19 protein-coding genes are annotated in these 24,756 nt (G+C 33.2%); 8 read left to right on the forward strand and 11 right to left on the reverse strand.

From position 1 onward, the window contains the following. Positions 1-171 precede the first annotated feature (171 nt). Positions 172-1,689 (forward strand): helicase HerA-like domain-containing protein, encoded by a 1,518-nt coding sequence (locus HYN86_RS02365; protein ID WP_113676599.1) that lies wholly within the window; start codon positions 172-174, stop codon positions 1,687-1,689. A 76-nt stretch (positions 1,690-1,765) separates the two neighbouring features. Here the strand turns inward: HYN86_RS02365 and HYN86_RS02370 are convergent, their stop codons facing one another. Further along, positions 1,766-3,106 carry an FAD-dependent oxidoreductase gene (locus HYN86_RS02370; RefSeq protein ID WP_113676600.1) on the reverse strand — a complete coding sequence of 447 codons (1,341 nt, stop codon included), beginning with the start codon at positions 3,104-3,106 and terminating at the stop codon, positions 1,766-1,768. 378 nt (positions 3,107-3,484) lie between these two features. On the opposite strand from HYN86_RS02370, the gene HYN86_RS02375 reads away from it, so the two are divergent. The 5 genes from HYN86_RS02375 to HYN86_RS02395 all read left to right on the forward strand — a co-directional run bounded on the left by HYN86_RS02375 (position 3,485) and on the right by HYN86_RS02395 (position 7,895). Further along, positions 3,485-4,090, forward strand: coding sequence for a GNAT family N-acetyltransferase (locus HYN86_RS02375; protein WP_113676601.1), 606 nt, complete (start codon positions 3,485-3,487; stop codon positions 4,088-4,090). A gap of 74 nt (positions 4,091-4,164) precedes the next feature. Further along, on the forward strand, positions 4,165-4,998 hold the full coding sequence (locus HYN86_RS02380) for an alpha/beta fold hydrolase (protein WP_113676602.1): 834 nt from the start codon (positions 4,165-4,167) through the stop codon (positions 4,996-4,998). Between the two features lie 38 nt (positions 4,999-5,036). Next, positions 5,037-5,582: a nuclear transport factor 2 family protein gene (locus HYN86_RS02385; protein WP_113676603.1), complete on the forward strand. Its 546-nt coding sequence runs from the start codon at positions 5,037-5,039 to the stop codon at positions 5,580-5,582. A 253-nt stretch (positions 5,583-5,835) separates the two neighbouring features. Then, on the forward strand, positions 5,836-7,296 hold the full coding sequence (locus tag HYN86_RS02390) for a serine hydrolase (protein WP_113676604.1): 1,461 nt from the start codon (positions 5,836-5,838) through the stop codon (positions 7,294-7,296). A gap of 149 nt (positions 7,297-7,445) precedes the next feature. Then, positions 7,446-7,895, forward strand: a complete 450-nt coding sequence (locus HYN86_RS02395) for a hypothetical protein (protein WP_113676605.1) — start codon at positions 7,446-7,448, stop codon at positions 7,893-7,895. A 307-nt stretch (positions 7,896-8,202) separates the two neighbouring features. Here the strand turns inward: HYN86_RS02395 and HYN86_RS02400 are convergent, their stop codons facing one another. After that, positions 8,203-10,593 (reverse strand): penicillin acylase family protein, encoded by a 2,391-nt coding sequence (locus HYN86_RS02400; protein WP_113676606.1) that lies wholly within the window; start codon positions 10,591-10,593, stop codon positions 8,203-8,205. 115 nt (positions 10,594-10,708) lie between these two features. Between HYN86_RS02400 and HYN86_RS02405 the strand changes: the two genes are divergently transcribed. Both HYN86_RS02405 and HYN86_RS02410 read left to right on the forward strand, forming a co-directional pair. Beyond that, positions 10,709-12,265 (forward strand): hypothetical protein, encoded by a 1,557-nt coding sequence (locus HYN86_RS02405; protein WP_113676607.1) that lies wholly within the window; start codon positions 10,709-10,711, stop codon positions 12,263-12,265. Positions 12,266-12,437: 172 nt separating this feature from the next. After that, the gene (locus tag HYN86_RS02410; RefSeq protein ID WP_113676608.1) at positions 12,438-14,249 is read left to right on the forward strand and encodes a hypothetical protein; all 1,812 of its coding nucleotides are present in this window, start codon (positions 12,438-12,440) and stop codon (positions 14,247-14,249) included. Positions 14,250-14,302: 53 nt separating this feature from the next. Here the strand turns inward: HYN86_RS02410 and HYN86_RS02415 are convergent, their stop codons facing one another. The 9 genes from HYN86_RS02415 to dtd form a co-directional block, all read right to left on the reverse strand. After that, positions 14,303-14,743, reverse strand: coding sequence for a YMGG-like glycine zipper-containing protein (locus HYN86_RS02415; protein ID WP_113676609.1), 441 nt, complete (start codon positions 14,741-14,743; stop codon positions 14,303-14,305). A gap of 334 nt (positions 14,744-15,077) precedes the next feature. After that, positions 15,078-16,355, reverse strand: coding sequence for a kynureninase (gene kynU / locus HYN86_RS02420; RefSeq protein WP_113676610.1), 1,278 nt, complete (start codon positions 16,353-16,355; stop codon positions 15,078-15,080). Between the two features lie 398 nt (positions 16,356-16,753). Then, the gene (gene queA, locus HYN86_RS02425) at positions 16,754-17,803 is read right to left on the reverse strand and encodes a tRNA preQ1(34) S-adenosylmethionine ribosyltransferase-isomerase QueA (protein WP_057115071.1); all 1,050 of its coding nucleotides are present in this window, start codon (positions 17,801-17,803) and stop codon (positions 16,754-16,756) included. Between the two features lie 408 nt (positions 17,804-18,211). Further along, positions 18,212-19,441 (reverse strand): 3-phosphoshikimate 1-carboxyvinyltransferase, encoded by a 1,230-nt coding sequence (gene aroA, locus HYN86_RS02430; RefSeq protein ID WP_113676611.1) that lies wholly within the window; start codon positions 19,439-19,441, stop codon positions 18,212-18,214. A 134-nt stretch (positions 19,442-19,575) separates the two neighbouring features. Next, the gene (locus HYN86_RS02435; RefSeq protein ID WP_012022600.1) at positions 19,576-19,902 is read right to left on the reverse strand and encodes a nucleotide pyrophosphohydrolase; all 327 of its coding nucleotides are present in this window, start codon (positions 19,900-19,902) and stop codon (positions 19,576-19,578) included. A 2-nt stretch (positions 19,903-19,904) separates the two neighbouring features. After that, positions 19,905-20,123, reverse strand: coding sequence for a hypothetical protein (locus tag HYN86_RS02440; protein WP_113676612.1), 219 nt, complete (start codon positions 20,121-20,123; stop codon positions 19,905-19,907). Positions 20,124-20,194: 71 nt separating this feature from the next. Further along, complete coding sequence (locus HYN86_RS02445) at positions 20,195-22,213, reverse strand: DUF3857 domain-containing protein (RefSeq protein WP_113676613.1); 2,019 nt, start codon at positions 22,211-22,213, stop codon at positions 20,195-20,197. 54 nt (positions 22,214-22,267) lie between these two features. Then, complete coding sequence (locus tag HYN86_RS02450; protein ID WP_113676614.1) at positions 22,268-24,175, reverse strand: DUF3857 domain-containing protein; 1,908 nt, start codon at positions 24,173-24,175, stop codon at positions 22,268-22,270. A gap of 64 nt (positions 24,176-24,239) precedes the next feature. Further along, entirely contained in the window at positions 24,240-24,692 is a 453-nt protein-coding gene (gene dtd / locus HYN86_RS02455) for a D-aminoacyl-tRNA deacylase (RefSeq protein ID WP_113676615.1), read from the reverse strand. Positions 24,693-24,756: the final 64 nt, after the last annotated feature.

Raw genomic sequence — 24,756 nt, forward strand, 5'->3', positions numbered from 1 at the left:
ACGTTTTAGTAAATATTCAAAGATTCCTTTGATATCTTCTTAAAAAGCTGCGAATTTTTTTTTTATTAATATTTCAATCAAAAAAAGCATTTTCTTACTAAAAAAAACCACAATAAAAATGCCCAAAAACAAAGCAATACTCATATAACCACCTAAATTACAAATAAAAATATGAATAAAAAAGATAATTTTATTGCGGCTATAAATTCGGGCTATTCTTCTAAGGGAGACAGCATCATTCTGGGAGGCGCAATCCTTGACGGTGAGCCACTTGCGGAAGCACATGTGAAAATTCCATTAAAAACTTTAAATCGTCACGGATTAATTGCCGGAGCCACAGGAACTGGAAAAACTAAAACTATTCAGGTTTTTTCAGAGCAGCTTTCTAATGCTGGAATTCCAGTTTTAATGATGGATATTAAAGGTGATTTTAGCGGAATTGCAAAAGAAGGAAAAGAGGAAGGTTTTATTACAGAAAGACACACCAAAATAAACATACCTTATAATACAGCTGCTTTTCCTGTAGAGCTAATGTCTTTGTCCCAACAGCATGGAGTTCGACTGCGCGCAACTGTTTCTGAGTTTGGACCGGTTTTATTTTCCAGAATTTTAGATCTTAATGATACTCAGGCTGGAGTTGTTGCGGTGATCTTTAAATACTGCGATGATAATCAAATGCCTTTATTGGACTTAAAAGACATTAAAAAAGTAATCAATTATATTACAGAAGAAGGCAAAGATGAAATCACTGCAAGTTATGGTAAAATTTCAACTGCAACTACTGGTACAATTCTTAGAAAAATTATCGAATTAGAGCAGCAGGGCGGTGATTTATTTTTTGGCGAATTATCTTTTGAAACTGATGATTTAATGAGAATTGATGAAAACGGAAAAGGTTATGTAAATATCATCCGCTTGACGGATATTCAGGATAAACCAAAATTATTCTCGACTTTTATGTTAAGTCTTTTGGCGGAAATTTATCAAAAAATGCCTGAGAAAGGAGATGCAGACCAGCCAGAATTAGTAATTTTTATTGATGAAGCGCATTTAATTTTCAATGAAGCCAGCAAAGCATTGTTAGAGCAAATTGAAACTATTGTAAAATTAATTCGTTCTAAAGGTGTCGGAGTTTATTTTGTGACTCAAAACCCGATGGATGTTCCAAGCGGTGTTTTGGCACAATTAGGATTGAAAATTCAGCACGCGCTTAGAGCTTTCACGGCAAATGACCGCCAGGCGATTAAAAAAACAGCAGACAATTATCCAACTTCTGAGTTTTACAAAACAGATGAATTACTAACCAGTTTGGGAATTGGAGAAGCTTTGGTCACAGCACTAAACGAAAAAGGTGTTCCAACTCCGCTTGTTGCTACAATGATGCGTGCGCCTCAAAGTCGTATGGATATTTTATCTTCTTCTGAAATTGATGAAATAAACAGCAAATCGAAATTGGTTAAAAAATATGCTGAAGAAATAGATAGAGAAAGCGCTTATGAAATACTGACAAAGAAAATTGAAAGTGCTAATCAAGCTGCTGTCGAACAACAAGAACAAGCTCCTGCAAGATCTTCAAAAGCAGAACCAAGTACAGCAAGTGTTGTTGGGAAATCAGTTTTGAAAGTTGTAACAAGCGCTACCTTTATTAGGGGTGTTTTTGGCGTTCTAACTAAAATTTTTAAGAAATAAGCAATCCGCAATGTCAAAAATCCATATCAATTACAATATTGAAAATTGTAATTGATATGGAAATTGTTATTAAAAATTATTTAGATAATAATTCAAGAATTTTATTTTCAACTTCTGGTGAATTCCAGATATTTTCGATGTTTTCCATTTTTAAAACTTCTTCCATAATTCCGTTTTGAAAATCTCCAATCGCTAAAGCTTCGGCATATGGGCGATCACTAAAAGTTACACGGCTGTAAAGCGGAATCCATTTATCTGGATGTTTATCTGAAAAAACTTTTTCTATTTTCTTTTGTAATAAGAATTTTTCATCTGCCGTTTTGGTACTCATTTCCATGAAATTTCTATAGGAAAGTTCTGCAATGGCATCGGCATTTGGTTTACGGGAAATTTGATATTCAGTAAAGATTTTTTTCCAGTCATCTCCAAATTTCTCTATCATTTCATTTAAAACCGTAATATCTTCAAAACCTGCGTTCATTCCTTGTCCGTAAAACGGAACAATGGCGTGGCAGGCATCTCCAATCAATGCAATTTTATTTTCGTAAGTCCACGGAAAACATTTCATAGTTACCAGAGTACTGGTTGGATTTTTAAAAAAATCATTGGCAAGTTCTGGAATTACTTCGATCGAATCTGGGAAATTCTTCTCAAAAAAGTCTTCTACCATTTTACGATCGGTAAGCGATGCAAAAGAATTTTCACCTTCAAAAGGCATAAACAAAGTACAGGTGAAACTTCCGTCGAGATTAGGAAGCGCGATTAACATATACTCGCCCCTTGGCCAAATATGAAAAGAATTTTTATCTAATTTATGTGTCCCGTCTGCATTTGCAGGAATGTTTAATTCTTTGTACCCCATGTTTAAAAATTCCTGCGAATAATTAAACATACTCTGACGCTGCATTCTGTGACGGATTCTTGAAAAAGCACCATCGGCACCAAAAACCATATCAAATTTTCGTTCTTCCCACTCTCCTCTTTCGCTTTCGCCAATATGCAGAGTTGCTTCACTCAAAGTTACATCCCAGACTTTTTGCTCAAAATGAAATTCGGCTCCAGCTTCTTCCGCAAGATCAATCATTTTTCGGTTCAGTTTTCCTCTGGAAATTGAATATATGGATTCGCCTTCCTGCCCATAGTTCTGAAAATTCAATTTGTCTACTAAATGAATCGCACGTTTGTCCATCGGAATTGCAATTTCTCGAACCGAATCTCCAACACCAACTGCATCGAGTGCTTTCCAGCCTCGATTAGACATTGCCAGATTAATAGAGCGACCAGAAAAATTAATTTTTCGAATATCAGGACTGCGATCATAAACATGAACGGTGTGACCAGCTTTTTTAAGATAAATTGCCAGCAGTGATCCTACAAGTCCAGAACCTACGACTGCAATTTTTAATGAAGTTTGCATCAGGGAAAATCTAATATATAAGAACGTAAAAATAAGTAATAATTACACATAAGCTTTAAAATAAACCAAATATTTGCCCATAAAACCTAATATTTGCATGGGCATGTCCCTTTGGGCCGGGCTTTCGGCTATATCTTTTATTCCGTTTCTCTTCATAAAAGGATACCCCCTCTATCCCTCATGCGACAATCATTTTCATAACAAATTCTGAATTTTCACGATTTGTTTGTCTTTTAGAAAAACCTATTTTCGTTCGGACAAAATCTGGCAAAGACAAAAAGCCCACACAATTTTCTTTTTTTTGTTCAGGATGACAAAATTGTGCTTAAAAACTTTTCGCCTTTATACCTTTTCTAACCAAAACTTTAAAATAAACTCATGAATAACCAGCTGCTGCAAACAAATATCATTTTAGAAAACGAAAGGGTATTATTAATTCCGTTTGAAAACGAAAGAAACATCGAACTCAGAGAAATCATTTTTGATGATGAAATTTGGAAATATATGGGAATGTATGTTCGAAACGATCAAGATTTTGAAAATTACATCCAGAATACATTAAAACAAAAATCAGACGGAATTTGTTATCCGTTTCTTATTATCGACAAAGCCACAAATAAAGTTGCCGGAAGCACACGTTACGGTTATTTGAATTACGCGAGTCAAAAATGCGAAATTGGGTGGACTTGGTACGGAAAACATTTTCAAGGAACAGGTTTGAACAAGGCTTGCAAATATGAATTGTTGAAATTTGGTTTCGAAAACATTCAATTTAAAAGAATACAATTTAGTGCAGATCTGGAAAATTTAAGATCACAGAGAGCAATTGAAAATTTAGGTGCTTTAAAGGAAGGCTTGTTCCGAAATAATTATGTCGATTCTGAAGGCAACAGTAAAGACGATGTCTATTATAGCATTATTTTGGAAGAATGGGAAAATACAAAACGAGATTACTTTGCAACGTTATTATCTAAAAGAAAATAAATTGTTACAAAATAAGACTTCAATCGACTAACAAATATTGACCTATTATTATTTTTCACTAATCAACCAAAACCATGAAAAAACCAATCGCCATTTTATTTTTTATTTTGCTAAACATCTATACTGTGGCCGCTCAAACAGAAATTTCTATTCCGTACGGAAACAACAAAGAAGCTGGAAATTACAAAGATGTCAATGGCATTAAGATGTATTATGAAATTTATGGAAGCGGAAAACCTTTGGTCCTTCTGCACGGTAACGGCGGCTCGATAAAAGGACACGCACGCAGAATTGAATATTTTAAAAACCAATTTCAGGTTATTGCTATTGACAGCAGAGGACATGGAAAATCTACTGACACTTCAAACAAACAGCTGAATTACAAACAAATGGCAGACGATGTAAGTGTTTTACTAGATTCATTAAAAATCAAAGACACTTATATTTGGGGACAAAGTGATGGCGGAATTTTAGGTCTTTTAATAGCTATTCATCATCCTGAAAAAGTTTCTAAACTTGCTGCTTTTGGCGCCAACCTATATCCTGGCAAAAAAGCTGTGTACGATGAAATCGATAAATTGGTAATGGATACTTTAAAAGCTACTAAAGATCCTCGCACCAAAAACCTTTATACATTGTTAGCCTATCAGCCAGATATTAAAGATAAAGATTTGCAAAAAATTAAATGTCCTGTTTTAATTATGTCTGGAGATAGAGATGCTATCAGGTTGGAGCACTCGATTGAGATTTTTAATAACATTGAAAATTCTAATTTATTTGTAATGCCAGGCGCTACACATTTTGGTTCTTATGAAAAAACAGAACTTTTTAATTTGGTTTTATCAAGTTTCTTTAACGAACCTTTCAAAAAAACTTCAACTGTTGATATTTTTAAAGGGAAGAAATAAAAAAGCCTCAAACAAATCTTAATCAGAACATTAGCAAAATGAAAATCAAGCAACCCATTTTCCAGTTTAAAACAATTTTAGTTGGGATACTGCTTTTCCAGTTCCAATTTGGATTTTCTCAAGAAGAAAAAAATTCAGAATTATACAAAATAATTATGTCTAAGGACAGCCTGCTTTTTAATATTGGCTTTAATACCTGCGACATGTCACAATTTGAAAACCTGTTTACTGATGATCTTGAATTTTATCATGACAAAGGTGGTATGTCTGATAAGGCTGTGTTTATCTCCAATTTCAAAAAAGGCTTGTGTGGCTCACCTGAAACTTATAAATCTAGAAGATATTTAGTTCCAAACACTACAGAAATTTATCCATTATATAATAAAGGTGTTTTGTACGGTGCGATGCAAATGGGTATTCATCAGTTTTATGAAAAATCCGTTGGTAAAAATGAATCTCTTGAAAAAGCAAAAGAAAATTTTGGGAGCACAGCGAGATTTACCCATGTTTGGATACTAACAAATGGTGTTTGGAAATTGAGAAGATCTTTTAGTTATGATCATCAAACGGAACAAAAAAATTAAAGATTGAAAATTAAAATGAATGGCTGATAAATCTTAAAAAAGTTTTAGTTTGAAAAAAATGGAAAAAAAGCGGTTAAATCTTGAAACCAATTTGAAACTTGATCGTCTAAACTTTAGGAAGCATTAAAATTATTTTCACTTAAAAAGTGTAATTTCGGTTTAAATAACTGAATTTCTAATTGTTACAAAGTTTCAATCATCAATCAAAAAACAAATCATTTCATTAATCTAAAACCTATAATCATCAATCATTATGAAAAAATCAATCAAACTAATTGCACTCTTTTTACTTTTCCAGCTCTCGGCACTTAGCACTTTTGCTCAAGATAAAGCACAACAAATTGAACAGCTTTTGGCTAAATATAATGAATACGGACAATTTAACGGCTCTGCATTGATTGCCGAAAACGGAAAAGTTATTTTAAAAAAGGGTTTTGGTTCTGCCAATATGGAATGGAATATTCCAAATCAGCCCGATACGAAATTTAGATTAGGTTCTATCAGCAAACAATTTACAGCACTTTTAATAGTAAAACTCGCTGAAGAAGGAAAATTAAAATTAGATGTTCCAATAACAACTTACCTGCCAGATTATCCAAAGGAAAATGGCGATAAAATTACGATTCATCAGTTGTTAACACACACCTCTGGAATTCCGAATTATACCAGCGCGCCAAACTTTTTTAAAGACAAAGCTCGAAATCCATATACTCCCGCAGAATTCGTAAAAACATTTTCAAGTCTGCCTCTTGAATTTACTCCCGGCGAAAAATTCAATTACAGTAATTCTGGGTATTTTTTATTAGGTTACATTATAGAGAAAATTTCAAAAAAAACGTACGAACAATATTTACAGGAAACTGTTTTTACCCCTTTAAAAATGGTTAATTCTGGTTACGATCACAGCGATGTCATTTTAAAAAACAGAGCGGCTGGATACGAAAAACACGGAAAACAAATTGTAAATGCAGCTTATCTTGATATGAGTATTCCATACGCAGCTGGATCTTTGTACTCTACTGTTGAAGATTTGTATTTATGGGATCAGGCGCTTTATACGAATAAACTGCTTTCACAAAAATCAATGGAATCTTTATTTAAACCTTACATTAAAGCATGGGCAGGTTTTTATGGATATGGATGGTCTACTTACGAAGCTCCTAATGGAGAAAACAGCAAATTGAACATTATTGAACATGGCGGCGGAATTAACGGATTTAATACAATCATTTCCCGCATTCCTGCAGACAAAAAGCTAGTTGTTTTATTAAATAATACAGGCGGAACTGTTTTAGGCGAAATGAACATTGCAATCCGTGCTATTTTATACAATCAGCCGTTTAATCAGCCTAAAAAATCGCTGGCTCTTGATTTATTAGATATTTACAATGAAAAAGGTGCTGTTAAAGGAACTGAAACGTATAAAAAACTAAAAAATGATACATCGTACGCTGTCAAAGAAGGAGATATGAATCGAGTTGGATATCAGTTACTGCAAGATGGAAAAAAGAAAGAGGCAATCGAAGTGTTCAAAATTAATACAGAAAACTTCCCGAAATCTGGAAATGCTTACGACAGTTTAGGAGAAGCTTATCTAGCAGACGGCGACAAAAAATCGGCAATTGTAAATTATAAAAAATCGGTAGAACTTGATCCTTCCAATGAAGCTGGGAAAAAAGTTTTAGAAGAACTTTCAAAAGGTAAAACAAAATAACATTTAGAAAATAGCTTAAAAATTAACTCCGATAAAATAGATTTGAAATCCATTTTATCGGAGTTTTTTGTTACAATTTCTAACAATCAAATTGGATGATTTATTTTTAAAAATATTATTTTAGCCTTACCCAAAAAATAAATTAACCTATGAAAAATTTGAAATCCTACAGCTTTCTGACGGTATTACTATGCCTTTTTATTTCTTCGAAATCTTTATCTCAAAACAATCCGCCGGCTCCTGCAATGCCTTCACAGCAAAACAGAATTATAATTGATAAAATCGTAGAAGCAGCGCATTATAAAAATTATGTGATTGATTTTTGTTTATCGAAAATAAATGAAACTTCGGCAAAAGAAGGCTGGAATGACCAGAAAACAATGGAAATCAGCCAAAGCATTAATTATAAAAATTTCCGAGATGCGATTTACAACAGTTTTGTTGTCTTTGATGAAGTCGAACTGGAAACTTTATTGAAAGCGTATGAAAAAGATACGGCTTACCAATCTAAAAATGTAATGACTAATAATAAAGTACTTATTAATAATCTGAATATTTTTGCTGCTGATATTGTGAAGGGGAAGTATATTTCTAAATAAAAGGTGCTAAGGTACTAAGGTTCTAAGATACTAAGTTTTTTACTCTTTGTCAAACTTTTTAACTTTGACAAAAAGATTTAATTTTAAGTTGTCTTCTCATTTTTGTCATTTGGACGAAGGAGAAATCTTCGCGAGAAGCTCGACAAAGATTAACTCTCTTTGCGGAGTTACTTACGGAGATTTCTCCTTCGTCGAAAGGACAATATTCTGGTTATTTTGTTTAATACAAATTTCTTCAAAATCTTGGTTTAAACTTTTACAAAGAGTAAAAAACCTGAAACCTGAAACTTGAAACTTGAAACAAAAACTACCTCTTCGGTTTAAAAATCAGTTTTGTTGAAGTTTTTATGATTTCTTCTTTATTCAATTTCATTTTTCTAAACTTTCCATCATTGTACATTTCGGCTTGGTCATCGTAATGTTTACTAAACGGATTTCCAGATTGTCCGGTAGGCAAAATGCTCCAGCTGTTTTCGATATCAGAGAAATCTACAATTCTTCTGGTTGAAGGTCCGCCTTTTGTATAATATTTTCCTTCGTCGTTAAATCCGAAGAATAAATTATTGATTACCTCATTTGAACCTGGCGAATTAAATGGCCCAACATTAAATAATCTTCGAAGCGCTGCCACTTTTCCTAAAGGATGTTCGTGCTCAACGGTATGTACTTCTCCCCATTTCCAATCGGAAACGGTATTTCCTAATTGATTTTGTAAGGATATAATTGCATCGTGAAAAGATTTTGACACAATTTGTTTTCTAGTTTCTTTTACATTTTTGGTTTTAATATTATCCCACCAAACCGAATTTTCATTTTTAATTTGATTGGCAATAACTTGTTTTCCAACAGAAATTCCTAAAAAGAGATTGAAGTTTTCTTTCCCCATTTCGTCTTCAAAAGTATTTTTTAGATATAAATAAATCCACTTGTTGTAAATCGTTGGCGCAGCGTCTTCTAAATTATTGCTTCCTTTCCATGATTTTAAAACCTTTATGGCTTCTTTTTCTGCTGCTGAAATGGAGTTAGGATCAATATTCGAAATCAAATTCTTAACCACATCAACGGCAACATCAGAAGTATTGTCATAAATCATTTTACTCACTGCTTCTTTATCCCAATCGGATTTTGCATCCATTAATCCTGCAATTCTTTTTGCACGATCTTCAGGCAGGTAATACCCTGGATACAAATAACCATTATCAATAGCTTCAGGCTGATTATTGGCAGAATAAACATAACCCCATTTCGGGTTTTCTGCTGAAGGATTTTTATCAAAATCCAGATATTCTGTAATATCATCATTACCAGTTGAACCGTCTAAAATCAAATGTGTATTTACGCCTTCTTTGTGTTTATACAGTTTACCGCTTGCCCACCATCCAACATTTCCTTTAGCATCGCCATACATAACATTTAGCCCAGGCGCAGCGATTAAGCTCACTGCTTTCTTAAAATCTTCTTTGTTTTTTGCATGAGAAAGCCCGTAAGCCGCATCTAAAATCTGAATTGGCTCCTTCGTATAAGTCCAAGACATTGCGATTGGAAATTTCTTATCTAAACGCTCGATTAAGTCATTCATAATTGGTCCGTGACGTGTTGATTTAACCGTTAAAACAACATCCGAAGTATCTTTAACTTTAATTACTTTTTTTCTGGTTTCATAAGATGCAAAACCATTTGGAGTTTTATATTGACTTGGATCTCCAGCTTTATTCTTTTCTTGATAAAAGTCGATGTCATCATTTTCAAACATTGTTAAACCGTAAGCATAGTCACGATTGTGAGCCAGTAACGGAAATGGAGTTCCTGCAAGATAACAGCCATAAAGTTCCTGTTTTGGTGTTACGATATGAGCTTCGTACCAAGTTGCAGGCTGCGAAAATCCTATATGCGGATCGTTTGCAAAAATTACTTTACCGCTTTTAGATTTATGAGGACCAACAACCCAACTGTTGCTTCCAATAAATGGAGGAATAGGCGATTGATCCAGCATTGCTGCAACAGATTTTGCGATTTCTGAATACTCTTCTGTTTTTTCTTTGGAGATTTGAATTCGAGTTGTGTTAAATTCCCCTTCAATTCCTAAATCTTTCAAATATTCAGCACCATATTTATTTTTAATATCTGTTAATAAAGGATCTGTTTTCTGTGCCATTGCAAAACTGAAAGACATATAACCAAATATATTATAAACGTCCTTTATAGTGAACTTCTGCTTTTTTACGCCAACCAAAGTAAATTCAATTGGTGTAGTTCCTTCTTCCAAATATTGATTAATTCCGTCCAAATAAGCTTGTGTTAATTTATAACTTTCACTGTTTTTATCCAATTTGGCAATCGCTTTCGCGGAAGCTTCTTCAATACCAATTCCTGCAAAAAACTGATCATTTTGAAGTGCAACTGAGCCGAAGATTTCAGACAATCTTCCCGGCGCAATTCTGCGAAGTAATTCCATCTGCCATAATCTTTCCTGCGCATGAACATACCCCAGCGCTGTCATAGCATCTTTTTCGGAATTGGCATAGATGTGCGGAATACCAAATTCATCAAAATAAACTGTGGTTTCTTCTTGAATATTTTTTAGATCTAATTCTCCTTCGTATTTCGGTTTTAAATGAAAAATATACGCGCATAAACCAACTCCAATTGCAATTATAAGTAGTAATAAAACCAGCAGAAATTTTTTAAATCTTTTCATATATTAAAAAAAGGTAGATAGTAAGGTTGTAAAATGATGTAATCTAAAAGAAGAATAATGTAAAAATCATTCTTTTTAAAAGCCTAAATTTATGTATTTAAAACTAATCCTATAAATGTCGACATATAAAAAAATAGCAATTGGTGTAATTTCTCTTTTTCTGCTTATAATTTTCGCCAACATTGGTCTGAATTACTGGATTAAAAAACAGCTCCCGATTATTATTCATGAGAAAAATAAAACGGCATACAATATCAATTATGAAAAAATTGAAGTATCTCTTTTTTCTCGAAATATCTATGCACAGACATTATTGGTAAGCCCTAAAAACCAGCCTAAAGACAGCAAAAACGGACTTTTCTCTAAAATAGAATCCATTACAATTAAACATTTTAATGTTTGGGATTTAGCTTTCCGCGATATTATTCAGGCAGAGAGCATTATTATAAATAAACCTCGCGTTATTTTATACAAAAAAGGCGAGAAACTCATCAATAACAGTAAAAGCATAAAAAGCGAAATCATTGAACCTTTTCGTAAAATTGTTGCAGTTTCAAATATTTATCTAAATGACGGAACTGTCGATGTGGTTTCTTTGGATACAGAAAAACCTATTTTCAGCATCAAGAAAATCATTCTAAAATTAGAAGGAATTCTGCTGACGGATGCGACTTTAAAAGAAAAAATTCCGCTTCAATATCAAAGCTACACTTTAGTAATTGATAGTTTGTTTTACAGACCAAGTGCTTTTTACCATATTAATATTGGCAAAATAAGCACCGAGAAAAACTTTCTAAAAATTAATAATTTCTCTAATATTCCGCAATTTAACCGCCCAAATTTCATCAAGCGTTTAGATAAGGAAAAAGATATTTACACGCTAAAATTTGATTCAGCACAAGTTTCAAAAATGGATTGGGGTTTTAAAAATGATCGTTTTTTCTTTAAAGCAAATTCAGTTGTAATCAATCATTTTGACGCGAATATTTATCGTGGAAAAATGCCGAAAGATGATTTGAGCAAAAAATACCTTTACAATCATTTATTGCGAAATATAAAATTTCCGCTTCAAATTGACACATTGCAAGTTCTTAAATCAAAATTGGTCTACGAAGAAGAAATTGATTTTTCTAAAGGCCCAGGAGTTTTAAACTTTGATAAATTCAACCTGCAGGCAACTAATCTGCGAAGTGGTTTTGGTTTGAAAAAGACGAATGATGTAAAAATTAAGGTAAAATGTATTTTCATGAAAACTTCGCCCCTCGATGTAGATTGGAGCTTTAACGTTTTGGATAAAAATGACGGATTTCATATTCAAGGTGTAATTTCCAATTTTGATGTTCGCGCTATGGGACAATTCAGCAAGCCTTATATGAATGCCTCATTTACTGGAGTTTTTAACAAGTACCGATTTAATTTTTATGGAAATGATAATATCTCTAAAGGAAATGCTTCTTTGGATTATGATGATTTAAAAGTAAAACTATACAAGAAAAAAGATCCTAAAAAAGAAGCCAAACTCAAATCGGCAATTGTCAATTTATTAGTCAAAAACGACTCCAAAGAAAAAGCAAAAACAGCTGAAGTTGAATTGGAAAGGATCCAAGAAAAATCATTCTATAACTTTTTATGGAGAAGTATTGCAGAATCTTTGAAGAAGATTTTGATATAGTTTTTTGAAACGAACTACACGAATTCCCACTAAATTTTATTCGAAATATTTTAAAAATAATTCGTGGAAATTCGTGTAATTCGTGGCAGACAAAAATTTCCAAACCTGACAATTATCAGGTTTTAAAAAATGTTTTTTCTCTTCATTTGTCTTTATTTTAACCCGAAGACAAATGACAAAAAAGCCTTTACATACTTTTCATATTCCTGTAATGGGTCTTGCTTATACGATTGACAGCCCCATTCGTGTGGCGCAATATGGAATTTCGTCTGTAATTTCGATCGCCGATGATGATTTAATTGAAAAGATGCGTAATTTTTATAGCACTAAATTCAATATTCCTTACGAAGAAATCACTCAGAAATTTCACGATTACCGCGCCGAAAGAATTACTTCTTACTTAAATTTAGTTGACAAAATTGTAAAAGAAAAATTCGAAAATTTTAAGACGGAATTAGCCGAAAGCAAAACTGCTCTTGAAAACTTTATGTCGATGCTGCCGAATACTTCAGACATTAAAAAAGGATTTCAAAATTTACTGGATGACGGAATTGCTTTTAAAGAAAACATTCAGAATTATATCGAAACGCATCTTTTTCCCGGCGAAATCGACGTTAACATTATGACAAAATTAGACAAAGATAATTTTGTTAAAGACGAACAGCTTCCAATAGAATTTAATGATGCTCATGCTGCTTTAAGAGGTTTTGCAAAAAGTAATTTAGAATCTTCTGTGGTTCTTTCTGCTGGAATGAATCCGAGATTGTTCGGTTATTTTGAAAACTTCAAAGATTTTTTTCCAAATGAAAAAAACGAGCTTAAAAAGAAAATCATTTTAAAAGTGAGCGATTTTAGATCGGCAATGATTCAGGGAAATTTCTTGGCCAAAAAGGGACTTTGGGTTTCTGAATACCGAATTGAATCTGGTTTAAACTGCGGCGGTCACGCCTTTGCCACTGATGGACTCTTATTAGGCACTATTTTAGAAGAATTCAAGCAGAAAAAAGAACAATTGACACAATCGGCCCACGATTTAATGATTAGAGCTTTACAGCTCAAAAATCAAGTTTTTCCAGAAAATCCTTTAGAATTAAAAATTACAGTTCAAGGCGGTGTTGGAACTGCAGAAGAACATGAATTTTTATTAGACGAATACAAAGTCGATTCTGTCGGCTGGGGTTCTCCATTTTTATTGGTTCCCGAAGCAACATCTGTAGATAAAGAAACGAGAAGTTTATTGAAGAATGCCAAAGAAGACGATTTTTACCTAAGCCACATTTCGCCTTTGGGAGTTCCGTTTAACACTTTACGAGGCACGACAAACGAAATCTTAAAACAAAAACGCATCGAAGAAAATAAAGCTGGAAGTTCCTGCCCAAAGAAATTTTTGGCTCTAAGTAAAGAATACGATCCGCACGGAATTTGTACGGCATCCAAAAAATATCAGGATATTAAACTAGAAGAATTAGAAGCCAAAAAAGATTCTCTAACTATCGAAGAATTCGAAAAAAGCAAAATCAAAATAACAGAGAAATCTTGTCTGTGTGTTGGTTTAGCAAATGCTTCTTATCTTGAAAATGATATTAAAATAAAAGGACAATCGCAAGGCGTGGTAATTTGTCCGGGACCAAATCTGGCTTATTTTGATCAGGAAGTTTCTTTAAAAGATATGCTGCATCACATTTATCAAGGAAAATCGATTTTGCGAACTAATGATCGTCCGAATTTATTTGTGAAGGAATTAAAAATGTATGTTGATTATTTTAGAAATGAAATTGAAACTATTTCTGGAGAAGTAACGTCCAATCAGCTTAAAAAATGGAATTCTTTTAAAACAAATATTTTAGAAGGAATTGAATATTATCAAAATTTACTTTCATCAACTTTATACTTTAAAGCAGAAGCAGAAAAAATGAGGATTCAATTCAATTTCTATAAATCAGAATTGAATGCAATTCAAATTCCATCACCGCAATTAGCGTAAAACAAAACGCCGATTTAGGATTCTAAATCGGCGTTTTTTATAAAGATTTATTGCTATTCTTTTTTCTTTTTACTGTCAATTACAGCACCAGTCCCAGTTCCTAAAGCGGCACCGGCTAATCCTCCAATTACAGCACCTTCGCCTTTTTTCTTACTGACGATTGCTCCAGTTGCAGCACCAACCCCCGCACCAATCACAGCACCTTTAGCAGTTGCGCTCCAGCCTTTCTTTTTGGTTGTAGTAGTAGTTGTTGCAGTATTTCCGTTTGTAGCCTGCTGATGCACCACTACAACTTTCTCTTTTTCAGATTCAACTCTTTGCTCTTCTTTTATCTTAGCCATTTCCGTCTTCATTGAATCGATAACTCGTTGCTTATTAATCTCAACTTTCATTGAATCAATACTGGCTTGCTTGGCTTTATTTAAATCTTGTTTACTTTGATTTTGACAAGAAGTTAAAAGAATCGCCGCTAAAATTATATATAAGCCTTTCATGATTATAGTTTTAATAATTATACATTACAAAATACGGAATATCTGCTATAATGCTTATTACAGAATTCTTTTGAAAGGTTATAAGATTTGAAGATTTTAATGTTTGAATTGGATATTTAAATTGATAAATTAATCTCGCAAAGGCACAGAGTCGCAAAGTTTTTTCTCATCACTCCTTTCTTCGGAATATAAAAAAGGGCTTTAGCCAAACTTTTACAGTTTGGCTAAAGCCCTTTTGATTTGCGTTTTTTATTGTCATCCAGCTAAAGCTGGACGCTATTCAAATTTTAAGATTAACTTTCCGACTCTGCGCCTTTGCAAGATCCACCAACTTTTACTTCCCTAAAATTCCTGTTTTTAGAATTTGTCCGAAATCGTACATATCTTCATAAGAACAATATAATGGAACTGGAGCTAAACGAATTACGTTTGGTTCACGCCAGTCTGTAATTACTCCGTTTTTCATTAAATAATCGAATAAGCTCCTTCCTTCTCCATGAAGAAAAACTGATAATTGTGAAGCTCTTTCTTCTGGATTTGAAGGTGTAATAATTTCAAAATTTCCTTTTACTTCCTTATCAATTTCGTGCAGAATAAATTCTAAATAAGAGGTAATATGATCACGTTTTGCAATTAAAGCGTCCATTCCAACTTCAGCAAACATTTCTACAGAAGCCAAATATGGTGCTAAAGAAAGAACTGGAAGATTACTAATCTGCCATCCTCCTGCTCCATGAACTGGATCAAAGTTAGGTTCCATTTTAAAACGGCGTTCTTTATTGTGTCCCCACCAGCCTGCAAAACGCGGTAAATCTGGATCGTTGTGATGTCTTTCGTGAACAAAAACTCCAGAAGCATTTCCAGGTCCTGAGTTCATATATTTATAACTGCACCAAGCTGCAAAATCTACATTCCAATCATGCAGTTCTAATTTGATATTTCCAGCAGCATGTGCGAGATCCCAGCCGACTTTTGCACCCGCTTTTTGTGCGGCAGCAGTAATAGTTTTTATGTCGAAAACTTGCCCCGTATAATAATTTACACCTCCAATTAAAACCAAAGCCAGTTCATCGCCAACTTCTTCAATTTTTGACAGAACATCTTCAAGACGAATATTGTGTTCGCCTTCGCGACGTTTAATTTCTACGATAGCATCTTCTGGTTTATATCCATGAAAATGAACCTGACTTTGAAACATATATTGATCTGATGGAAATGCTTTTTCTTCGCAGATAATTTTATAACGCTTTCCTTTTGGCTGATAAAAAGAAACCATTAATAAATGAAGATTTACCGTCAAAGTATTCATTACAGTAACTTCGGACGGAAGTGCACCTACAATTTTACTCAACGGTTCTGCAAATCTTTCTTGATAATCCCACCAAGGTTTTTGTGCATAAAAGTGACCTTCGACAGCCAATTCTGCCCAGTCATTCATTACTTCATCTACATAAGCTTTGGTGCGTTTTGGCTGTAATCCTAAAGAGTTTCCTGTGAAATATATAACACGTTTATCATTCACTTTTGGAAAAATAAATTCGTTTTGATAATGATTTAATGCATCTTGAGCATCAAGTTGTTTCGCGAATTCGCGTGTATTTTGAAAAGTCATTGTGTTTTTGTTTTGGATGCTAAAATAACAAATTTTGTTTGTTTTGTTTCAGGTTTCAAAATTTCAGGTTTCAAGTTTCAAGTTTCAGATTTCAGGTTGATATGCTTTGTGTGTTTAACCGCAAAGTGCGCAAAGATTTTATCAAGGTTGACGTTTACAAACACTAAGTTCGCAAAGCTTTGCGTTCTTTAGCACTTGGCAGACACAAACTGAGCAAAAAAACTTTGCGCACTTTGCGGTTAATCACACGAGCGTCAACTTGAAACCTGAAACCTTAAACTTGAAACTTAAAACTTGAAACTTGAAACCTCAAATTTGAAACTTGAAACAAAACTATAAAAACAGAAAACCCGACAGGTTTTAAAACTTGTCGGGTTTCTTTATGAAATAAATTCACATTATAAAATTAACATCGCGTCTCCGTAAGAATAGAATTTGTATCCTTCTTTGATCGCTTCGTCGTATGCTTTTTTCATTAAATCATGACCACAGAACGCAGAAATCATCATTAATAATGTTGATTTTGGTGTGTGGAAATTTGTAATCATACAGTTTGCAATACTGAAATCGTGAGGAGGGAAAATAAATTTATTTGTCCATCCTTCGTACGGATTTAAAGTATTTTGAGAAGAAACAGAACTTTCGATTGCACGCATAGAAGTTGTTCCTACTGCACAAATACGTTTTTTCTTTGCTTTCGCCTCATTTACAATATCACAAGCTTGTTGATTGATAATCAATTCTTCTGAATCCATTTTGTGTTTAGATAAATCTTCAACCTCAACTGGATTGAAAGTTCCTAAACCAACGTGTAAAGTTACCTCAGCAAAATTTACTCCTTTGATTTCTAATTTTTTCAAAAGGTGTTTTGAAAAGTGTAAACCAGCAGTTGGCGCTGCTACAGCTCCTTCTTCTTTTGCGTAGATAGTCTGGTACCTTTCCGCATCTTCGGCAGTTACTTCTCTGTTGATGTATTTGGGAATTGGAGTTTCTCCAAGTTCTGTCAATTTGTTTCTGAATTCTTCGTAAGACCCATCGTATAAGAAACGTAAAGTTCTACCACGAGAAGTTGTATTATCAATTACCTCAGCAACTAATGAATCATCGTCACCAAAATAAAGTTTATTACCAATACGGATTTTTCTAGCAGGATCTACTAAAACGTCCCAAAGGCGCTGCTCAGAATTTAATTCTCTTAATAAGAAAACCTCAATTCTAGCCCCAGTTTTTTCTTTGTTTCCGTACAAACGTGCAGGGAAAACTTTTGTATTATTAAGAATTAAAACGTCTCCATCATCAAAATAGTTGATAACGTCTTTAAACATTTTATGTTCGATAGTGTTTTTTTTACGATCAATTACCATTAAACGAGATTCATCTCTGTTCTCTGCTGGAAATTCAGCCAAAAGTTCTTTCGGTAAATTGAAATTGAAGTGTGATAATTTCATATTTGAAGTTAGATTTTAAAATATCAATCTTAGACTTTTTTATCTAAAATTTTAAATCGCCTGCAAATATACGATTGTGAGATAGGCGTTGTCAAGTGTTTTGACGTTTATTTTCAAAAGTCCTTGATTTTGTGCGGTTTCGGGAAGCATTAAAAATGTTTTTTTTCTTACACAAACCTGTTCAACGTATTATTGTCATTTCGACGAAGGAGAAATCTTCAGAAGTAGCTCGACAAAGATTGGATTTTCGTTGCGGAGTTACTTACGAAGATTTCTCCTACGTCGAAATGACAAATTTTACGATTATACTCAAATTCGAACATAAAAAAACCTCTGGTTGAAACGTGAGGCTATGTTTTTGCTCTTTTATTTAAATGAACTTATATAACTTATATGGTTCAATTATTTCTACAATTCTGAAACTTGGAAGTTCAAAGCTTTCAAATCGTTCCAAAAATCTGGGTATGATTTAGAAACTACTTCTGCATCATCGATAATAATTGGAACCTTTATTGCTAAAGGTGCAAAAGCCATTGCCATACGGTGATCGTTGTATGTTGCAATATGAACATCTTGATTAATATTTTCAGAACGTTCTAAAGTCAAGCTGTCATTGGTTACAGAAATATTGGCACCTAATTTTGTAAGCTCAATTCTTAAAGCTTCTAATCTGTCCGTTTCTTTGATTTTTAAAGTATGAAGACCAGTTAAGTGACATCCAATGCCTAACCCTAAACAGGTTACTACAATTGTCTGTGCAATATCTGGTGTGTTGTTCAATTCAAAATTTACGTCTTGATAATTGAATCCAGAAACTTTTTCCAATGTCATTTTATTGTTTTGGAAAGTAGTTTTCACTCCCATTTTTTCATAAAGTGAAACCAATTCTGAGTCTCCCTGTAAACTGTTTTCTTTATAACTGCTTAGAGTTATTTTTGCAGCATCTGCCAAAGCCACAAGACTAAAGAAATAAGAGGCAGAACTCCAGTCTGATTCTACGACCATTTCTTTTGATGCGACTGCTTCTTTTGGAAAAACTTTGATTACGTTTCCTTCAAAACTAGTTTGAATATCTAAATCATTTAAAAGAGCCAAAGTCATTTTAATATATGGAATTGAAGTGATTTCTCCTTCTAAAGTCAGTTCTAAACCATTATCTAGTTTTGACGCTACTAATAAAAGTGCCGAAATATATTGACTGCTTACATTTGCAGCTAATTTTACTTTTGAAGCCGTAACTTTTTTCCCTTTGATTCTGATTGGCGGATAACCTTCTTCTTTCTCATATGAAATCTCAACTCCTAATTGGGCCAAAGCTTCAACCAAAATTTTGATTGGTCGTTCCTGCATTCTGGTTGATCCTGTCAGTACAACTTCTCTGCCTTCGTTAACAGAAAAATAAGCTGTAAGAAAACGCATGGCAGTTCCTGCGTGATGTATGTCTACAATTTCGTCATTTCCTGCAAGGGCTTTCTGCATTACTTCGCTGTCATCTGAGTTTGAAGTATTGGCTAAAGTGATATTTGGAAATAAAGCTTTTAGTAATAATAAGCGATTGGTTTCACTTTTAGAACCAGTGATATTTAGTTGCGAATTATCAATAGTGAATATTGAATTCGTGCTTAATTTTAAATTCATTTTTTTAATTGTAAGTTGTGAATTATGAATTATGAATGATTAGAAACATAATTCAGCCCCGCAATTTACCACTCCCCATTCATAATTCAAAATTCAAAACTCATAATTCAAAACTTATGAGTGATATTTCACAATTATTTTAATTTATCGTTGTTTTTATGACGATCTTTATCTCTAACCGATTTTAAGTCCATTTTTTTATCAAAAGCCGCTTGTAAATCGATTCCCGTTTGATTGGCCAGACATAAAACCACGAAAACAACATCGGCTAATTCTTCACCCAAATCTTTGTTTTTATCGCTTTCTTTTTCAGATTGTTCTCCGTATCTGCGCGCAATGATTCTTGCTACTTCTCCAACTTCCTCTGTTAATTGAGCCATGTTTGTTAATTCGTTAAAATAACGAACACCATGTTCTTTTATCCAGGTATCAACATCTAATTGGGCATTTTTTAAATCCATCTTTAAGCTTTTTTTAGAACAATTTTTTTGTTTTGACTAACAATCATTTTTTGAAAAAGGGTTTTCAATGCATCGTAGTCCTCTGCAGCAAAAATACTATTGTTAATGTCTTTTGAAAAGCTAAATTGAATTTTGTTTCCTTCGCTTAAAACATTTAACATTAAACTTAAAGAATTGTCCTCAAGCGAAAATTTTGCCGGTTCAGGAAGCTTCAAATCCATAGGCTTTTGGAATTTCCAAATTCACAAAAAAATTTCTTGCTTTGGAAATCCAAAAGAGATCCCATAATATATTAAATACGTTTTAAAACAATTTTCTCTGTTTCTTTAGCAATCATTCCTTTGTAATATTCTTTTAGCATATCATAACCTTCAGCCGATACAATTGCTTGATTTATTTGATGGGTTATAGAAACTTGAAGTGTATTTTCGTTTGCGGCAATATTATATTTAAAAGCTCCCAGATTATTTTCCATTGTTACCAAGGCTGGGGCAGGCAATGTTTCTACTGCAAAACCATCTGGAATTTTAATTGTGATATTGTACTTGTCTGCAAACGGATAACTAAAATCAACTGGATATTCTCTTACTTCTTGTACAAAAGGATTTTTCTGATTTGCAAAAAACAGCATTGGACTCACATAGATTTTCCCGCCTATTATTTCGCACAAATTATTCCCTGTAAAAGAATATGTTTCTATAATTGGCAGCAGAATATCTTTTTCATTAGTTTTTGAATATTCGCTTATTTCTATTTTATTGTTGCTGTTTTCTAGCTTTTCTAGATATTCTTCTTCTTTTACATTAAAAATATTATCCCTAGTAATCATAGCATTATAATCCAGAGACTGTTTTCTGGTTTTCCCTGTGACTTTTCCGTCTGCATCAATACTGTAAGTTAGAAATACATTATCATTAGATGTTTTTTGAGGAATTAAATTAATTTCTTCGGACGTCCCATCTTTTCTAATTAATCTGCCTGACCAATTTAGTACTCTGAGAGGTAAAATATTTGGAGTTGAAAATTTATCAGATGCATCTAGTAAAATATAACCATCTGGAGTCTCTACAGCAGTTATTACGTAATTAAAAGCAGTTCTATTAGGAAACAAAGCAATTCCATTAGATCGTGTACTCACTAAAACTGGATTTGCGGTTAAACCAGAATAACGAAGCATCGCCGTAAGCATTAAATTAATATCAGCAATATTTCCCGTTTTTTCTTTGTACGCTTTTTTAACACCGCTATCACAGCTATATCCGGTATAACCATTCCATTTAACAGTTGATTTTACATGATTTAAAATTGCCCATATTTTTTCTTCTGGTGTATTAAGTCCCGTAAGCATCTTTTTAACATCCTCTTCAAAATAACCCGTTTTATTCAGTTCTGGACCAAAATCATCGTAATTATAAATTGTTTTTACAACTGAATTCCAATCTGTTGAAAACTCTTTAATGGGTGAATTTGGAAATTTTGTAACAGCCAATTCATGTGCGATCGAAGAGGTGTAATTCTCAATATTATTTACAAATGCTTCGTCCTTCATTGCCGGAAAGTCTACAGCCGTGTAAGTCGTTTTAGTTTCCACATAATCCACCTTTTCGCTAGAATATTCAGTTTTAACGGCGCCCAATCCAGTTGGGGTATGTCTTTCTTTAGAAGTAAAAACGATGGACTTATTATTTTTTACCGTAACGGTTTTAGGAAAGATATACCCTTTTTGTCTCGGACTAAAAACATAATATTCTGGGATATATGTCGAAAATTCAGAATAATTTACAGGTATACTGGTTTGAAAATCCCAATCTCTGATCATTTGAAATGGACTTCTGATATAATACTTAAATTCTATTACTGAACCTTCCTTTACATTTGGCATTGTCAGCTTTTTTTGAGATCTGTATTTACTTAGAACCTCATCAAATATTCCGTCGCTTTTCAGCTTTGTTTTTTCAATTTTTCCTCCTACTAAATTATACGTCACGGCATCAGAAAAAGATAATTTTTCTTTCGCATCATTAGAAAAGTAATACCAAACTTGTTGATTTGCCCAGTCGTAGCCTTCTTTTTTGTAAATTTTAATTCTCGTTTCGACCTCTGTAATTGTTACAAATCCTTCATTTGTATCATATTCAAGACGAGATGATCCTTTTTTATACAAAATCGCTGCAGCCGCAGAAGAATCTTTTGGATGTACTTTTTGTTCTAATTCTGCTGCTGAAACTTTTCCTAATTTAAATTCCTGCGAAACTGCTTTGGGAGTGATCAATAAAATCACAAACAGGCTAAATAGATTAATAATTTTCATTGGTAATTTTTGGTTTTAGTTTTAGTTTTGGTTTTGGTTTTGGTCTATGATTGGTTAATTTTTGATTAATATTACTTTAGCATTATCGTTTCTGGAAATCTGTTCCATAAACAAACGATATTCATCATATTCTTTATTGGAATATTTTCCTCTGTTCAAAAACATGTGCCTTTTATAAATTAGTTTATTATTGTCTTTTTTAATGATCTCCGTTTTATATTCTCCAAATTTCCCTTTTAACTCATAATTGGAAGGAAGGAATTCAATATTAAATCCAGCTGGAAGATTGATCTCTATTTCATCAGTATCTAAATAGCCACGCTGAATTTGAAAAGGATTTTTACGGTTTCTTATTCTTTTAACATTTTCTGAGTTCTGATTAAAAGCATCCACTAAAAAAAACATTCTATTTCCTGAAATTGTTCCGTAATCTACCGCACTTAATTGCACTTCTTCAGCAAAACTGACATTTTCTTTATCATTTACAAAAGCTATTTTTCCAAGTTTCAGGTTATTGATATTACTCCAATAACTTTTATAATGTTTTTCTTTTTCGTTGGGTTGAAATTTTTCAATCATCTGTTTTCTTCCGTATTGTGATCCTTCCGAAAGCATATTTATTTTCCCAGAAAAAACTCCATTTTCATCTAAAGAATAAGTTCCCCTGCTTACCTGAGTATTTTTTTGAGGTTCATAAATCTGTGTTCTGATTATTTCTCCTCCTTCAGGTTTGATTACAATTGCTTTTCTGTTATCCGTAAAGTTGGCCTGATAACCAAAAGGGTCATTTTGATTGGTGCATTCTAAGAAAAAGTTCTTATCCTTATCTGGCACACATAAGATTACATGATTTCCTTGTATCGCAAAAAAATCTTCGTCAATGTCTATCAAATCAGAATCTCCATAAAGTTCTGTATAATATGAAGGAACTCCCACCACATCTAAAAGTGCTCTTGTATAGTTAGAAAGTGCTTTACAATCACCATATCCTAAACGGTCAACATCTGATGCCAGCATTGGTTTAAATCCACCAATACCTAATTGAATACTAACGTACCTGGATTTTTCCTGCATATATTTATATACAATTTTTGCTTTTTTAATAGGGTCTGATTCGTTACCAACGAGAGCTTTTATTTTATTTTTTGTTTCCTCAGGCAATACGGTTGTCTGTGTTAAAATTTTATCCGAAAACCACTTTCCGTATTCGTTCCAGTCTTTTGCATTTCCATCAAGACCTTCCAAATTGAAGTATTCCAGACTCAAAATTACTTTAGGATATAAATCTGAAAAAGCTGGACTGTAATCTTCAGGTTTTTGAGCCAATATTTTTCTCGCCTCATACGATAACTGGGTTTCTGTTTCTTCGGTTTTTTTAATATCAAATGTTGAGAGTAGACTTTCTTTTTTTCTAAAGCCAAGATTATTTGGATATTTGACATTCAGAATACTTTTTTCTACACTCACATAATAATTTTCTACTGGAAGCCAGCGAGGAATTAAAGCGGTATTTGAAGTTTCTTTTTCGCTTTTATAAACTACTGTGTAAGGATAAGATACGGGAGTATATTCTAAATAAATATATCTTGAATCAGATGCCAGTGTTGAACCGTCGGCAGCGCTTACATCTCTAAAATCTTTCCTTTTAATCTTCTTGATTTCATTTCCAAAAGCATCATAGATCGTTGCTTCAATATTTTTAACGGAAGTTCTTTTACTATAACTTTCAACAGCATTTACAGCACGTGCGCCTCTTTCGTTCAAGACTGTCACTGCGCGGTCTGTTTTTATAACCATATTTCGTTGTGATAAAATTGAAATATCAGTTATATCAAATCGTACTACAGCATTGGCGTTTTCCTTAAGACTGTCTGAGATTTTTAAAATGGAATAATCGCTTTTTTGAGCAAAGAGAACAGTGGTGAAAAAGAAAAAAAATAAAGCGCAAAAGAGGTTTCTCATTAGTAAGTATTTTCGCCAAATATATATTATTTTTAGAAAATCTTAACAAATGTTTAGTAAAATTTTACTCTCTGTTTTTGCTGTCCATTACGATTGTAACCGGACCGTCATTCAATAGATTAACTTTCATATCGGCCCCAAAAATTCCAGTTTGAACTTTTTTTCCGAATTCTTTTTCTAGTGATTTTACAAAGTTCTCATACATAGGAATTGCAAAATCTGGTTTCGCAGCTTTTATATAAGAAGGCCGGTTTCCTTTTTTAGTAGAAGCGTGAAGTGTAAATTGACTTACTACAATAATATCGCCGTCAATATCTTGAACCGAGCAGTTCATAACATCATTTTCATCTCCAAAAATTCTCATCTTAACAATTTTCCCAGAAAGCCAGTCGATATCTTCTTGAGTATCTGCATCTTCAATTCCCACTAAAACCAATAAACCCTTTTTAATATCTGCTGTTTTTTTACTTTCTACAGTTACTGATGCTTCCGAAACTCTTTGGATTATTACTTTCATTTTTTGCTGGAGTGGTTTTTAAACCATCAATTAAAAGGACTGTTCGGATTTTATTTTCGGGATC

Origin of the sequence: Flavobacterium fluviale, from assembly GCF_003312915.1 — a bacterium.
GTDB lineage: Bacteria > Bacteroidota > Bacteroidia > Flavobacteriales > Flavobacteriaceae > Flavobacterium > Flavobacterium fluviale.